We start from the raw sequence: 14,383 nt of genomic DNA on the forward strand, positions 1-14,383 counted from the left end.
TTGTGTTAGTAGACGTCGCGGTGGTAGCGCTTGTCGGCGCTCAGTGCGCGGACATAGGCCTGGGCCTCGTCCGCCGCCAGCCTGCCGTGCTCGGCCACGATCTCGCACAGCGCGCGATCGACGTCTTTGGCCATGGGGTCGGCGGTCCCGCACACGTACAGCTGTGCCCCGTCCTGCAGCCACTCCCACAGCTGGGCGCCGCGCTTGCGCATCAGGTGCTGCACGTAGACCTTCTCGCGCTGGTCACGCGAAAACGCGAGGTCCAGCTCGGTGAGCAGCCCGTCGGCGTGCATCGCCTCGATCTCGTCCCGGTAGTAGAAGTCGGTGGCGGCGTGCTGCTCCCCGAAGAACAGCCAGTTGGGCCCGGTGTGGCCGAGTGCGCGCCGCTCCTGCAGGAAGCCGCGGAAGGGCGCGATCCCAGTACCCGGCCCGACCATGATCATCGGGGTGTCGGGATCGCTGGGTGGACGGAAATTCGACGGCCGGACGTAGACCGCGATCTGATCGCCGGGGGAGCGGTCCGCGAGGTAGGTCGAGCAGACCCCGCGCCGCGGAATGCCCTTGAAGTTGTAGCGCACGGGCGAGACTGTCAGGTGAATCTCGTTCGGGCTCACCTTGGGACTCGACGAGATCGAATACAGCCGCGGTTGCAGCGGTTTGAGGATGGTCAGCCACTCGTCGGTGGTCGCTCGCACCGGCAGCTGCGCAAGCAGGTCCACCGATTGGCGGCCCCACGTCCAGTCGGCGAGGGCGGTCCTGTTCTCCGGACGCAGCAGGGCGGCCAGTTCGCTGTCACCGGAGCGTTGCTGCACGAACCTGAGCAGGTCCGGGCTGATGTGGGCGATCTCGAGCCGGTCGGTGAGTGCGGCACGCAGTGACATTGCCCCCTGGTTGGCCAGCTCGACCGTCGCATCGCCGTCCAGGCCCGTCACCGTCAGCCACTCCTCGACGAGGTGGTCGCTGTTGCGTGGCCAGACACCAAGCGCGTCGCCGGCCTCGTAGCGCAGCGCTGATTCCGGAAGGTCGAACACCAACTGCCGTACATCTTTCGCCGACTGCGCACGGGTGAGCGTGCAATTGCGAACCAGGCTGGTGAGTAGCGGCCGCTTCCTGGTGAACCGTTGCGAATCGGGTCGGGTCTGTTCCCGGGTGGTCGTGACCGCCAGCCCATTCGGCTTGGCCCTGTCCGGCTCGGCCGTCAGTGCGCGCAGGACCGCGTCCAACCAGCGTGCCGCGGCGTCCTCATAGTCCGGGTCGCAGTCCACCCGCTCGGCGATGCGGGTGGCCCCCAGCGCGGCGAGGCGCTCGTCGATTTTGCGTCCGTGGCCGCAAAAGTCGTGATAGTTGGAGTCGCCCAACGCGAGAACCGCGTACCGGGTGCCGCCGAGGCGGGGGGCGTCGTCCGATGTCAACGTGTGCCAGAATCCGGCGCCGTTGTCGGGTGGGTCGCCATCCCCGGTGGTACTGGTGATGACCAGCAGCTCCGTCGTCGTCGACAGGTCCGCGGTGGGGTAGTCGTCCATGCTGTGCAGGGCGACCGGCAGCCGAGCGTCACGAAGCTTGGCGGCGATCTCCGCGGCGAGATCTTCGGCATTGCCGGTCTGTGACGCCCACAGGATTACGATCGTTTTTCGCTCGGCGACCGGCCTGTCTGGGTGGAAACCGATCAGCGGCGGGGCCACCGGCTCCACGGGGGGGTCGGTCTGGGGCTCGGTGCGCGCGAACATCCCCGCGAGCAGACCGTCCAGCCACAACCGGGTGGCGGTGTCGAACGGAGCGCTGGCGGGAACGGTGGGCACGCCAGGCATGCGGCGACCCGTTTCCGACCGGAGCCCGGCCAGCAACCCCGCTAGGTAGGAGCGGCCGAGGGGACCGAACTTCGGCATCGGTTCACTTGCCACACCGAGCATCTCGGCCAGGGCGTCGACGTGCGACACACTGAAGTTCTCGATCTCGTTCAAATGAACGGGCGCGGCCTCATCCATCTTGGCGGGCACGGCAGAGATGTCACCCGAGTCAGGCTGAGCGGCCGCGACTTTGGTGAGGCTGACCGCGCACACCTTGTATTCGGGCTGGCGCGATATCGGGTCGATGGCGTCGTTGGTGACGGCGTTGATCGACAGGTACTCGCCGTAGCTGTCGTTCCAGTGGAAGGGTGCGAAACAGCTCCCGCGTCGCACTCGATCGGTGATCATGGCGGGCAGCACCGCTCGGCCGCGGCGCGAAGCGATTTCAATGCGGTCGCCGTCCTGGACCTGGAGCGCTTCGGCATCGTCGGGGTGAATCTCGACGAACGGCCCGGGATTGAGTTTGTTGAGCTTGGCGACCTTGCCGGTCTTGGTCAGCGTGTGCCATTGATGCGCCAGGCGTCCGGTGTTGAGCAGGAACGGGTATCCAGCGTCGGGCATCTCCTCTGCGGGCAGGTGTGGGCGCGCGAAGAACACGGCACGACCGCTCGGGGTGGGGAAGGCCAGACGCGGCACGGTACCGTCCTCGCGCACTAACTGAGGTCGGCTGACACCGTCATTGAGGTAGCGGATCGGGTTGCGGCCGCTGGTTGCCCCGGGCGGACACGGCCACTGCACGGGTTGCTGACGTAGCCGCTGGTGGCTGATCCCGCGCAAGTCGTAACCGGTTGCCGGGTTGGAGAACCGCTTGATCTCGTCGAACACGTCCGAGGCGGTCTCATAGTTGAAGTGGTCCGAATACCCCATCGCGCAAGCGATCCGGGCGATGATCTCCCAGTCCGGCAGCGCTTGTCCCGGCGGCTCGACGGCCTGTTGGGACAACGTCATGGTGCGTTCGGAGTTGACCATGACGCCGTCGGACTCGGTCCACAGTGCACCCGGCAGCAAGACGTCGGCGTACGCGTTGGTCTCGGTCTCGAAGAACGCATCCTGGCTGATCACCAGTTCTGCCTTCTCCAGGCCGGCCAGCACCGTCTTCCGGTTCGCCACCGTGGCAACGGGATTGGTGCAGATGATCCAGCATGCCTTGATCTGCCCGTCGGCCATCCGGGAGAACAGGTCGATCACGCCGCCACTGACGTCGGTGCGCAGCGACTCACGTGGAATGCCCCACTGGTCCTCCACGAACTCCCGGTCGTCCGCGGACAGCACCGACCGCTGGCCCGGCAAACCTGGCCCCATATAACCCATTTCGCGACCACCCATCGCGTTGGGTTGCCCGGTGAGTGAGAACGGCCCGCTGCCGAGTTTGCAGATCGCGCCGGTAGCCAGGTGCAGGTTGCAGACTGCGTTGGTGTTCCAGGTGCCGTGGGTGCTCTGGTTGAGTCCCATGGTCCAGCAACTCATCCAGTTCGCGGCTTCACCGATCCAGCGGGCGGCCGTGCGGATGTCGTCGACGGGAATTCCGGTGATTTCGCTGACCACCTCAGGGGTGAACTGCTCCAGCAAGCCGGGCATGTCTTCCCAGCCTTCGGTGAACTCGGCAATGAATTCGGCGTCGGTGTGGCCGTTTTCGACGATCAGGTGCAGCAGGCCGTTCAGCAGTGCCAGATCGGTGCCTGGCGCGATCTGCAGGAAGAGATCCGCCTTTTCTGCAGTGGCGGTGCGGCGCGGGTCGACGACGATCAACTTGGCGCCCGCTTTGACGCGCTCCATCATCCGTAGGAACAGGATCGGGTGGCAGTCCGCCATATTCGCGCCGATGACGAAAAAGACGTCGGCGTGGTCGAAGTCTTGGTACGAGCCGGGCGGGCCGTCGGCGCCCAGCGACAGCTTGTAGCCCGAGCTGGCGCCGGCCATGCACAGCCGTGAGTTGGATTCGATCTGGTTGGTGCCGATGAAGCCTTTGGCCAGTTTGTTCGCCAGGTACTGGGCCTCGATCGACATCTGACCAGACACGTAGAGCGCGACCGCATCGGGGCCGTGCTCGTCGATGATCGCGCGCAACCGTTGCGCGCATTTGTCGATGGCTGCATCGATATCGATGGCCTCGAGGGGCTCGGCGCGGACGTCCCGGTAATGCGCCGATTCCATCCGGCCCGGCCCGGCGAGCATGTCCGCGGTGGTGGCGCCCTTCGTGCACAACCGGCCGAAATTCGCCGGATGAGTCGCTTGCCCAATGGATTTGGCGATGTGACGGCGGCCGCTTTGCGGGTCCGTTGTGATCTGCAACACGACGCCACAACCCACGCCGCAGTAGGTGCACGTGGTGTTCACGGCATCCCCAGCCACGTGACTTCCTTCCGGATTCATGGCGCCAACCAGCGCAATGGTGCGATCGCAATCGTGCGACAGCGATGTTTCGGGATGAGATTCCCGACGTTTCGGCGGGTTTACGTACTTCTCGCACGGGTCTTTGTCCGCAGTGCGTTCTGTGAAACAGCGCCAAAACACTGGTCGACGGTGACCATGGGAACGATCCGGCGATCGTTGCCCAGGCTACTAGCGGAAGCACCCGTGAAAGGCCCACCACCTGGGGTTTTGACCAAACCGGGGGGACATTCACAGGGTTCGCTAAGCTCGCCACGTGCGTGGTCAACTCAGCGTGATGGCGGTGATTGCTGGTCTGGTTGCCTGCCTGCCGGCCGGCGGCTGCGGCGACAAACCGCGACCATCGGCGGCGGCCCGCTCGGATACCTGCCGGGTTTCGGACGGACCGTCGGCCGACACGGTGCGGCGGGCGATAGCTTCGGTTCCGGTCGAGGTGCCGGGGTCCTCTTGGGTCGAGATCGCCCGGGGGCACGCCAAGAACTGCCGTCTGTACTGGGTGCAGATCATCCCCACGATCGCCTCGGAATCCACCCCCCAGCAGCTGTTGTTCTTCGACCGCGACACTGCGCTGGGCCCGGCCACTCCCAAGCCGAAGCCGTATATCACCGTGCTGCCTCCCGCCGACGACACTGTGCAGGTTCGGTATCAGTGGCGGGTGGGCTCGGATGAGGAATGCTGTCCGAGCGGCAGCGGCACCGTGAAATTCCAAATCGGACCGGACGGCAAGCTAACGGCGCTGGGGCCAATACCTCATCAATAGCGTTGGTGTGCAACGCTTCACGGTTGTTCTCTAGTCGGGCAGATTCTCCGGGTGCAGCATCTCGGCGTACCGCAACGGTTCTGGGATGCCGAAGCCGTCCACCAGTGTCTGGGCGTGCGGGCGCAACCGCCGGCAGCGGTCGTTGATGCCGCGGGTGACCGCCTTGGCACGCTCTGTCGACAGATAGGTGTGCTCGATGTACCACGCCTTGTCTTCTTCGATCACCGACAACGCGTAGAGGTCGCACACCAAGTCGAGCAACTCGCGGGCCTCTCGGTCCTCGCACGACTCGATTCCGGCGACAAAGGCTTCCAACACGACGCGGTCGATGTGCGCCTGCGCCGCGTGCAGCACGTGGTCCTGGACCGCGTTGAAGGCGTCGAAGGCCGACATCTCCTTGGATTTTGCCTGTAGCCGACGGGCCACCGACGACACCAGATACTCTTCGCGTTCCTCGAACATGTTGACCTGGGTACCGCGGTTGAACAGGCTGCCCTCTTCTTCGCTGTCCTGTCGGGCATCCACGATGCGTTGCATGATCGCCTCGGCCGCAGTGCGTTTCATCACCCGATCGCTAACGGTGTTGGCCGCGAACCGGACCCACTCCACCGGGCTCATGCTCTTGATGTCGTCGGCGTAGGCGGTCAGCAGTTCTTTGGCCACCAGCTGGGTCAGCACGTGGTTGTCGCCTTCGAAGGTGGTGAAGACATCGGTGTCGGCCCGCAGGGCGATCAATCGGTTCTCGGCCATGTAGCCCGCACCGCCACAGGCCTCTCGGGCCTCCTGAATGGCCCGGCTGGCATGCCAGGTGTTGGCCGCCTTGAGCCCGGCGGCACGAGCCTCCAGCTCGCGTTGCTCTTCGCTGTCGACGACGTCCGAGGTCTGCAGGTCGTGGGTCTTGGACACCAACTCGTTCTGCGCGAACTGCAGCGCATACGAGCGCGCGATCAATGGGAGCAGCCGGCGCTGATGCACCAGGTAGTCCATGATCACCACTTCCTCGCCGTCGGGTCGGCTGAACTGCTTGCGCTGCAACGCATATCGGGTGGCGATGTCCAACGCCACGCGGGCGGCGGCGCCGGCGCTGCCGCCCACCGTGACCCGGCCGCGGATCAAGGTGCCGATCATGGTGAAGAACCGGCGATTCGGGTTGTCGATCGGTGAGCTGTACGTGCCGTCCGGCGCAACCTCCCCGAACTTGTTCAGCAGGTTCTCGCGCGGAACCCGGACGTGGTCGAAGATGATGCGCCCGTTGTCCACACCGGGCAGACCCCCCTTGTAGTGGCAGTCCGATGTCGTCACACCCGGGAGGTCATTGCCGTCGGCGTCGCGGATCGGGACCAACACACAATGCACACCGTGGTTGATCGGTTTGCCGTCTTCGTGGGTGATCAGCTGCGCGAAAACCGCTGCGATGGTTGCCGTCTCGGCGGCGCCGCCGATGTAGTCCTTGCGCGCCGTCGGGGTGGGGGAGTCGATGATGAACTCTTCGGTCTCGGGATCGTAGGTCGCCGTGGTCTCCAACGCCTGGACGTCGCTGCCGTGCCCGGTCTCGGTCATCGCGAAACAACCGAGCAGTTCGAGGGTGATGGTCTTCTTCACGTATTCCGCGTGCCGCTCGGTGCCCAGGTTTTCCACCGCACCACCGAACAGGCCCCATTGCACGCCCGCCTTGACCATCAGCGACAGGTCCGACATGGCCACCATCTCGATCATGGTGATCGCCGCGCCGACGTCGCCGGTGCCGCCGTGTTCTTTGCGGAACCCCTCGTCGGACACGCCCGCCGTGGCCATGATCTGCATCTGCTCGGCGACCTTCGCGCGGGCGATGGCCGTGTTGGGCGTGTAGTGCGGGCGGAACGCTTCGTGATGCAGCTGTTTCCGCGTCAGGTTCTTGACGTCGCGCCAACGCCCGTCCAACGCGTTGCGTAGATGTTCGGCAGTACTTGTCGTTTGGGCCATACTCGACCGTAACGCGCAATTTGCGTCGCGGGAATAAAGTTATGCATTCAATTGCGTGCGTGACGCCGCCATGGCCGACCGCCCGAAAACACCCACCGCGAGTTGAGTTTAGATAGCGCAATGCCCCAGAAAGATTTGGACGACGCGGACGGTCATTCCGAACCGGCCCAGATGTCTGATGTCGGACACTCTCACTCCGACGTCAGCGGGGGGTGGCTGCGAGCGGCCGCCTTCGGGGCGATGGACGGCCTGGTCAGCAATACCGCGTTGATCGCGGGCGTGGCCGCCGCGGAAAGCGCCCACGCCACCGTTGTCAGCGGCATCGCCGGCCTGTTAGCCGGGGCGTTTTCGATGGCCTTGGGTGAGTACACGTCGGTGACCACCGCCAACGAACAGATCGACTCGGAAGTGCACGTCGAACGTCGCGCGTTCCGCACCCGTCAGGAGGCCGAACGCGAGGAACTGGTCGCAATGCTGATGCGGATGGGCATGACCGAGGCGACCGCGCGTGCCGCTACCGAGGAAATCCACCGCGATGAAAACAAGGCGATCGGCTTCCATCTGGTGCAGGAGATCGGCGTCGATCCCGCCCAGAAACCGTCGGCCCGGTTGGCCGCGACGTCATCCTTCGCGATGTTCGCCATCGGAGCGTTAATCCCGCTGCTCCCATACCTTCTCGGGTATGGGTCATTGGTGCCCGGGCTGCTGTGCGGGGGGATCGGGTTGATGGTTGCCGGTGGCCTGACCGCGCCGTTCACCCGCAGGCCGATCTGGTGGGCTGCCTTACGGCAGCTGGCCTTCGGCGCGATCGCCGTGGCCGCCACCTATTTGGTTGGCCTGCTCGTTGCCTCCCTCATCTGAAGGATGGTCGTGCTGGCCTCGAGCGCTGGCAGGGGTCACCGGGCGTAGTCGATAGAGGACAAAGCCGGCCCACAGCGCCCCGAGGACGGCGAGGATGCCCATGTCGAACACCCACCAGCCCGCGTAGTGGGTCCATGTCTCGTTGTGGATGGCCAGCGCGTCGACCCTGCGCACGTCAACCGTGGCGGCCGACGCCGCGAATCCCCAGCGGGCCGGAATCAACCAGGAAATCTGGTCGAGGCCCCATTTGCCGACCAGCGGCAGAATGCCTCCCGCGAACAGCACCGATGCCAACACGACCGGCACGAACAGCGGTAACACCTCGCGCAGCGACCTGCCCAACGACGACAACGCGAGCCCGACGATCGCCGACACGACGGTCGTTGCGGCCACGGCCGCATAGAGCTCCACATCCGCACTGCCGAGCAGGGTCGCGCCGTAGGCCGGGCCACCTTTGACGACGATGACGACGGTGGTCAGGATGGCGGCCTGAACGGCCGCGACCGCCCCGAAAACGATGAGCTTGGCGAGCAGATACGCCGACGAGGCCAGCCCGACGGCCTGCTCTCGTCGAAAAATCAGGCGCTCGCCGACGATGTCGCGGATGGTCAGTGTCGTGCCCGCGATCACCGCGGCGATGTTCAGCGCGGCCAGGATTTCGATGGCTTGATGTGGGTTGGGGCCGGACGGATCGGACCGGTTGAAGCCGGAACTGCCAGGGACCAGCAGCGGCAACGCGGCCAGCGCAGACGTCAGTAGCAGCAGGAAGAGCAAGAAGAAGTGGCCGGCGACCAACAGTCGAGCCTGCCGCCGGAGCATCAACCACAGTTGCCGGCCAACACCGGGACTGGCCGGCGGCCGCATCGGTCTGGCCACCGACGGCGGCGTAAGCCAGACCGACGCCTGTTGGCGGTCGAGAAACGCCTGGTGGGCTCCCTGCGGGTCGGCGCTGATCCGCCCGAAGATCTGATACCAGTCGACGGTGCCGAAGGCGGATTCGAGCTGCGTGGGTGGCCCGGCGAACGCCAAGGTTCCGGTCGGGGTCAGCACCAGCACTTGGTCGCACGTGTTGACATGCGCCAGTGCGGGGGTTGCTACGACGACCACACAGCCAAGGTCGGCCTGTCTGCGCAGTACCGACATGACGTGATTTTCCTGCACGGGATCCAGGCCCGCGGTCAGCTCGTCGACCACCAGCAGCGACGGCCTGGTGAGCAGCTCGACCGCCAGCGATGCGCAGCGGCGCAGTTCGGGCGGCAGTTTGCCCACCCGGGTCTCGCGGTATGGGGCCAACCCGAGTTCATCGATGAGTTGGTCCACCACCCGACGCCGATGGTCGGGTGGCGTGTCGGCAGGTAAACGCAGCTCGGCGCCGTATTCCAGTGCTCGTTCGACGGTGAGATGCCGATGCACGCGTTCGTCGCCGGACACGACCCCGACCCGGAAGCGCATCGCTTCCGGCTCGGCATGCGCGTCGTGCCCGTCGACCGTCAACACCCCGGAAGTGAGCGCTCGGGTGGCGCCCAGCACCCCGAGGAGAGCGGAGTTGCGGCCCCGCGACGGTCCCGCGACCGCGACGAGCGAACCCGGGCGCGCCGTGAACGTGATGTTCGACAGCAGCGCCTGTCCATTGACGGTGAGGCCCAGCTGGTACGCGGAGATACCGATTGTCCGGGCGCCGGGTTGTAGCGGTAGCCGGCTGGTTGTCGGGTAGGGCTCAGCGGAGCCGGTGTCCGTCCCGGTGTCCGATATTGCGCCCGCGCCGGTGTGAGCTGGCGGTGTCGGGGCTTCTTCGCCGGCCGGCCGGTAGGGCACCTCGATCAGCTCCGTCGACGCCGGTTCGGGCGGCGCGGCCGGTGGCGGCTCCGGCGGGACGGGTAGCGGTGTGGTCTCCCATTCGGTCGGATGGTGCTGGGTGGCCGGTTCGGGCGCAACAGGTTCTGTGGGTGCGGCGGGCACGGGGGCCGGGGGTTCGGGATGCGCTTCGGCAGCCGCCGGATCCAGAGATGGCAGCGGCACCGGCCGCGGCGGATCGGTTGGTTGTGCCGACGGACCAGGGGGCGCCCCGAGTTGGAAGCTCAATCGCGGCCCTTGCTCCGGGTCGCTCAAAGTAATCGACTGCCCATCGGCGATATCCAGTGTCGACACCCGGGCGCGTCCGACGTAGAGGCCGCGGCCGCTGCGGTCGATGGCCACCCAATGGGCTGCGCTGTACCGCAGCACCAAGTCCGGGATCAGCTCTGGCGGGGTGTTCTGGTCCACCAGGCCGGGCCGGTCCAGCCGGATGTCGCACTCGTCGCCGACGCCGACGATCACGTCGCGGCCAGGATGAAAGACGTAATGCAACGGACCGACCCACACGGTCAATAGCGAGGTGTTCGATGTCAAAGTGCCTCGCTTCGCATGGCCGCCACCCTATTGATGCTGGGGCTAGATACCTACCCGCTTACGCCTACTACTCACGATTACCAGTCCAGCATGAGAAGGGACTACTGATTACAGAGTATTGCGGCCCGGTGCCGCGGCGGCATTGTCGAGCAGGCGGCGCAGCACCTCGACAGCCTCGGCCAACACCTGGCGCTCGCTCGGTTCGAGCCGAGCCAGTTGCGGTGCGATCGCGGCCGCCCGGTCGGCGCGGACCGCATTCAGGGTGCGAATTCCGTCAGGCGTGATGCGAATGCGGACCGCCCGCGCATCTCCGGGGTCGGTGGTGCGTGACACCAGGCCGGCTTCTTCGAGTCGGCGAACCTGGGTGGTCATCGTGGGTTGCGAGCAGTGGTCGACGGCGGCCAGATCGCCGATGCGTGCTTCGCCCTGAGCTTCGATCGTGGCCAGCAGTCGCGCCTGCGCCGCGGGCAGCGGCATTTGGATTCGCTGGGTGGCCAGCCTGTTGAGCCGCGCCACGACGGCCAGCAGGTCGGCTCCCAGGCCGTGCAGGGCTTCGGTGTCTCGACCGACGGCGGATGAACTCATATGCCCATCGTTGCATAGCTTTGCTATGCGAGACCAACCGTGGACCAGCGTGTTTCGCGAGCTCATGCGCGGGTGCGTGGAAAGCGGTGTAGTGCACCGGCTTAGCGTCTGTCCTGGCAGAATCGGTGAAGTGAGCTCGCCGGACCCCGCACATATCCACCATCAGCGTGGTCCGCTTCGTCCGGGCGAACTGGCTCAAGCATCGGTCATGGCCGCGTTGTGCGCGGTGACCGCCATCATCTCCGTCGTCGTCCCCTTTGCCGCCGGCCTTGCGCTGCTGGGTACCGTGCCCACCGGCCTGCTGGCGTATCGCTACCGGTTGCGGGTGTTGACCGCCGCGACGGTAGGCGCTGGCATGATCGCCTTCCTGATCGCCGGCCCGGGCGGCTTCATGGGCGTCGTCCACAGCGCCTACATCGGCGGGCTGACCGGCCTGGTCAAGCGCAAAGGTCGCGGCACGCCGACGGTGATTGTGGCGTCCCTGATCGCCGGACTGATTTTCGGCGGCGCGATGGTCGGCCTGTTGGCCGTAATGACCCGGCTGCGCTCGCTGATCTTCAAGGTGATGACCGCCAACGTCGAAGGGTTCTCGTCGTTCCTGGGCCGGATTGGCTTGCCGCGCGTCGGCGCCGACCTTGAGCGGTACTTCGCGCAGGGCTTGCACTACTGGCCCTGGGTGCTGCTCGTCTATTTCACCGTCGGCATCGTGATCGTGTCGCTGATCGGGTGGTGGGCACTGTCGCGACTGTTGGAGCGGATGCGCGGGGTGCCCGACGTGCACAAGCTGGACGCTCCCGTGCATGATGACGGCCCGATCGGGCCGGTCCCGGTGCGTTTGACCAACGTGCGCTTCCGGTATCCCGGAGCCGGCCAAGACGCGTTGCCCGAGATCAGTCTTGAGGTCAATCCCGGCGAACACCTGGCGATCACCGGCGCCAACGGCTCCGGAAAGACCACGCTGATGTTGCTGCTCGCCGGTCGCGAGCCGACGTCGGGCACGCTCGAGCGCCCCGGGTCGGTGGGCCTGGGCAAGTTGGGGGGCACGGCGGTTGTCCTGCAGCACCCGGAAAGCCAGGTCCTGGGCACCCGGGTTGCCGACGACGTGGTCTGGGGACTGCCACCGGGCACCAAGATCGACGTCGACAAGTTGCTCGCCGAGGTGGGCCTCGAGGGCCTGGCCGAACGGGACACCGGCGGCCTGTCCGGCGGGGAACTGCAGCGCCTTGCGCTAGCGGCGGCGTTGGCCCGGGAGCCGGCCATGCTGATCGCGGACGAGGTCACCACGATGGTTGACCAGGAAGGCCGCGAAGGGCTGCTGCGCGTGCTGTCCGGACTGACCAAACGACACCGGACCGCGCTGGTGCACATCACGCACTACAACAACGAGGCCGATTCGGCCGACCGCACGATCAAGCTCAGCGATTCGCCGGACAACGCCGGACTCGAGACCTCGGATGTGCCGATGCCGGCCGTCGGCGCCGACGGCGACCACAAGCCGGCCCTCGAACTCATCGGTGTCGGACACGAATACGGCAGCGGCACCCCCTGGGCCAAGACCGCGCTGCACGACATCAATTTCGTCGTGGAGCAGGGCGACGGCGTGCTGATCCACGGCGGCAACGGCTCGGGTAAGTCGACGCTGGCATGGATCATGGCCGGGCTCACGGTTCCGACGACGGGCGCCTGCCTGCTCGACGGCCGGCCGACACACGAGCAGGTCGGCGCGGTGGCCTTGTCGTTCCAAGCGGCTCGGCTGCAACTGATGCGCAGTCGCGTGGACCTCGAAGTCGCGTCGGCGGCGGGCTTTTCGCATCGCGACGAGGAGCGGGTGGCCAGGGCGCTGAGCGTGGTGGGACTGGATCCGGCGCTCGGCAAGCGCAGCATCGACCGACTCAGCGGTGGTCAGATGCGCCGTGTGGTCCTGGCGGGCCTCCTCGCGTGTTCGCCCCGGGCGTTGATCCTCGACGAGCCGTTGGCGGGGCTGGATACGGCCAGTCAACGCAGTCTGCTGCGGTTGTTGGAGAACCTGCGCCGCGAGCAGGGCTTGACGGTCGTCGTCATTTCGCACGACTTCGCCGGAATGGAAGGACTCTGTCCGCGCACGCTGCATCTGCGCAACGGCACGGTGGAATCGGCGCCGACGGTGTCGTTGCCGGGAGCGGGAGCAGCATCATGACTTCGTCCGTCGTGAAGTCCTCGACCGCGAACCGCCGCGGAGCGAAGCGGCCCGGCCGTCCGGTCGTGTTGCTGGTTCCGGTGCCCGGCGACTCGGTCATCCACAACATGTGGGCTGGAACCAAACTGCTTGTGGTGTTTGGAATTTCGCTGCTGCTCACGTTCTATCCGGGTTGGGTGTCGATCGGCTTGATGTCGGCCCTGGTGCTGGTCGCGGCGCGGCTTGCGCACATACCGCGCGGCGCGTTGCCTTCGGTGCCGCGCTGGCTGTGGATCGTCATTGCGATCGGCTTCATCACCGCCGCACTGGCCGGCGGCACTCCGGAGATCACCATTCACGGAGTCGAGGTCGGACTCGGCGGGGCGCTGAATTTCCTGCGGATCACCGCGCTGTCCATCCTGTTGCTCGGGTTGGGTGCGATGGTGTCCTGGACCACGAATATCGCCGAAATCGGGCCCGCGGTAGCCACCTTGGGGCGTCCGCTCCGACTGTTGCGAATACCGGTGGACGAATGGGCGGCCACGCTGGCGTTGGCGTTGCGTGCCTTCCCGATGCTGATCGACGAATTCCAGGTGCTTTACGCCGCCCGGCGCCTGCGACCCAAACAAGTGGTCAAGGGCCGCAAGGCGCGGCGCCGCCAGCGCTGGCTGGAGATGATCGATCTGCTCGCCGCGGCGATGACCGTGACGCTGCGGCGGGGGGACGAGATGGGTGACGCGATCACCGCACGTGGCGGCATCGGTCAGTTGTCGGCAAAGCCGGTGCGTCCCAAGCTCGCAGACTGGGTGACGATCGGGCTCACCCTCGCGGCCAGTGCTGCGGCCGTGGCGATCGACACGATCTTTATCACGAGCTACTAGAGCGTTTCAGGGCCGCATCCGGTCGATAAGGTTCGACAGCACGACAACACTTTCGCTGCGTTCGATGTCAGCGCTCGACCGGATGCGCTCGAGTGCGGTTTCCAGGTGCCGCATATCGCGGGCGAGGACGTGCAGGATCGCGTCGGACGTTCCGGTCACGGTGGCCGCGGTGACGACCTCGGGGATGTCGACCCACGCCGCCCGTAGCTGATCGGGCGCAATCCTGCCGCGGCAGAACACTTGCACGTAGGCTTCGGTGTTCCAGCCCAGCGCGTTTCGGTCGATGACGGTGGTGAAGCCTTTGATGACGCCGCTGTCGACCAGTCGGTCGACGCGGCGCTTCACCGCCGGCGCGGACAGGTTCACCTTCAGCCCGATCTCGGCGAACGTGGCCCGCGCATTTTCGGCCAGTTCGACCAGGATGCGCTCGTCAGTCTCATCAAGCCGGTCCACCTCGCACCCCCGTCTGCCCTTCGCGCAACAAATCATCGGTTAGCAGGATTTCGCACAATATTTTAGTCATATATAAGCAAGATTCGTCGTTTGCTTGTGC

Annotated in this window: 9 protein-coding genes; 4 read left to right on the forward strand and 5 right to left on the reverse strand. The window is 66.0% G+C overall.

What is annotated here, in order from left to right:
- Positions 1-5 precede the first annotated feature (5 nt).
- The gene (locus tag BST27_RS13100; protein ID WP_249025699.1) at positions 6-4,199 is read right to left on the reverse strand and encodes a bifunctional nitrate reductase/sulfite reductase flavoprotein subunit alpha; all 4,194 of its coding nucleotides are present in this window, start codon (positions 4,197-4,199) and stop codon (positions 6-8) included.
- 316 nt (positions 4,200-4,515) lie between these two features.
- Between BST27_RS13100 and BST27_RS13105 the strand changes: the two genes are divergently transcribed.
- Entirely contained in the window at positions 4,516-4,998 is a 483-nt protein-coding gene (locus BST27_RS13105) for an LppP/LprE family lipoprotein (RefSeq protein WP_069420768.1), read from the forward strand.
- Between the two features lie 30 nt (positions 4,999-5,028).
- Here the strand turns inward: BST27_RS13105 and BST27_RS13110 are convergent, their stop codons facing one another.
- Complete coding sequence (locus tag BST27_RS13110) at positions 5,029-6,960, reverse strand: acyl-CoA dehydrogenase family protein (RefSeq protein WP_069420767.1); 1,932 nt, start codon at positions 6,958-6,960, stop codon at positions 5,029-5,031.
- Between the two features lie 171 nt (positions 6,961-7,131).
- Here BST27_RS13110 and BST27_RS13115 point away from each other — a divergent pair, with 171 nt between their 5' ends.
- Positions 7,132-7,821, forward strand: a complete 690-nt coding sequence (locus tag BST27_RS13115; protein ID WP_232007372.1) for a VIT1/CCC1 transporter family protein — start codon at positions 7,132-7,134, stop codon at positions 7,819-7,821.
- Here the strand turns inward: BST27_RS13115 and BST27_RS13120 are convergent.
- Both BST27_RS13120 and BST27_RS13125 read right to left on the reverse strand, forming a co-directional pair.
- Positions 7,744-10,209: an ABC transporter permease gene (locus BST27_RS13120; protein ID WP_232007367.1), complete on the reverse strand. Its 2,466-nt coding sequence runs from the start codon at positions 10,207-10,209 to the stop codon at positions 7,744-7,746. The two genes, BST27_RS13115 and BST27_RS13120, sit on opposite strands and share 78 nt — an antisense overlap.
- A 108-nt stretch (positions 10,210-10,317) precedes the next feature.
- Positions 10,318-10,794: a MarR family winged helix-turn-helix transcriptional regulator gene (locus BST27_RS13125; protein ID WP_069420764.1), complete on the reverse strand. Its 477-nt coding sequence runs from the start codon at positions 10,792-10,794 to the stop codon at positions 10,318-10,320.
- A gap of 208 nt (positions 10,795-11,002) precedes the next feature.
- On the opposite strand from BST27_RS13125, the gene BST27_RS13130 reads away from it, so the two are divergent.
- Both BST27_RS13130 and BST27_RS13135 read left to right on the forward strand, forming a co-directional pair.
- Complete coding sequence (locus BST27_RS13130) at positions 11,003-12,970, forward strand: ATP-binding cassette domain-containing protein (RefSeq protein WP_069420763.1); 1,968 nt, start codon at positions 11,003-11,005, stop codon at positions 12,968-12,970.
- Positions 12,967-13,830: a CbiQ family ECF transporter T component gene (locus BST27_RS13135; RefSeq protein WP_069420762.1), complete on the forward strand. Its 864-nt coding sequence runs from the start codon at positions 12,967-12,969 to the stop codon at positions 13,828-13,830. Before BST27_RS13130 ends, BST27_RS13135 begins: the two co-directional genes overlap by 4 nt.
- A gap of 6 nt (positions 13,831-13,836) precedes the next feature.
- Here BST27_RS13135 and BST27_RS13140 read toward each other — a convergent pair whose 3' ends face one another.
- Positions 13,837-14,283 (reverse strand): Rv2324 family transcriptional regulator, encoded by a 447-nt coding sequence (locus BST27_RS13140; RefSeq protein ID WP_069420761.1) that lies wholly within the window; start codon positions 14,281-14,283, stop codon positions 13,837-13,839.
- Positions 14,284-14,383: the final 100 nt, after the last annotated feature.

This window comes from Mycobacterium intermedium, assembly GCF_002086275.1.
GTDB lineage: Bacteria > Actinomycetota > Actinomycetes > Mycobacteriales > Mycobacteriaceae > Mycobacterium > Mycobacterium intermedium.

Coding starts and splice junctions, on each gene's coding strand:
- BST27_RS13105 (WP_069420768.1), top strand. CDS start 4,516: ATGGCGGTGATTGCTGGTCTGGTTGCCTGCCTGCCGGCCGGCGGCTGC.
- BST27_RS13110 (WP_069420767.1), bottom strand. CDS start 6,960: ATGGCCCAAACGACAAGTACTGCCGAACATCTACGCAACGCGTTGGAC.
- BST27_RS13115 (WP_232007372.1), top strand. CDS start 7,132: ATGTCTGATGTCGGACACTCTCACTCCGACGTCAGCGGGGGGTGGCTG.
- BST27_RS13125 (WP_069420764.1), bottom strand. CDS start 10,794: ATGAGTTCATCCGCCGTCGGTCGAGACACCGAAGCCCTGCACGGCCTG.
- BST27_RS13130 (WP_069420763.1), top strand. CDS start 11,003: ATGGCCGCGTTGTGCGCGGTGACCGCCATCATCTCCGTCGTCGTCCCC.
- BST27_RS13135 (WP_069420762.1), top strand. CDS start 12,967: ATGACTTCGTCCGTCGTGAAGTCCTCGACCGCGAACCGCCGCGGAGCG.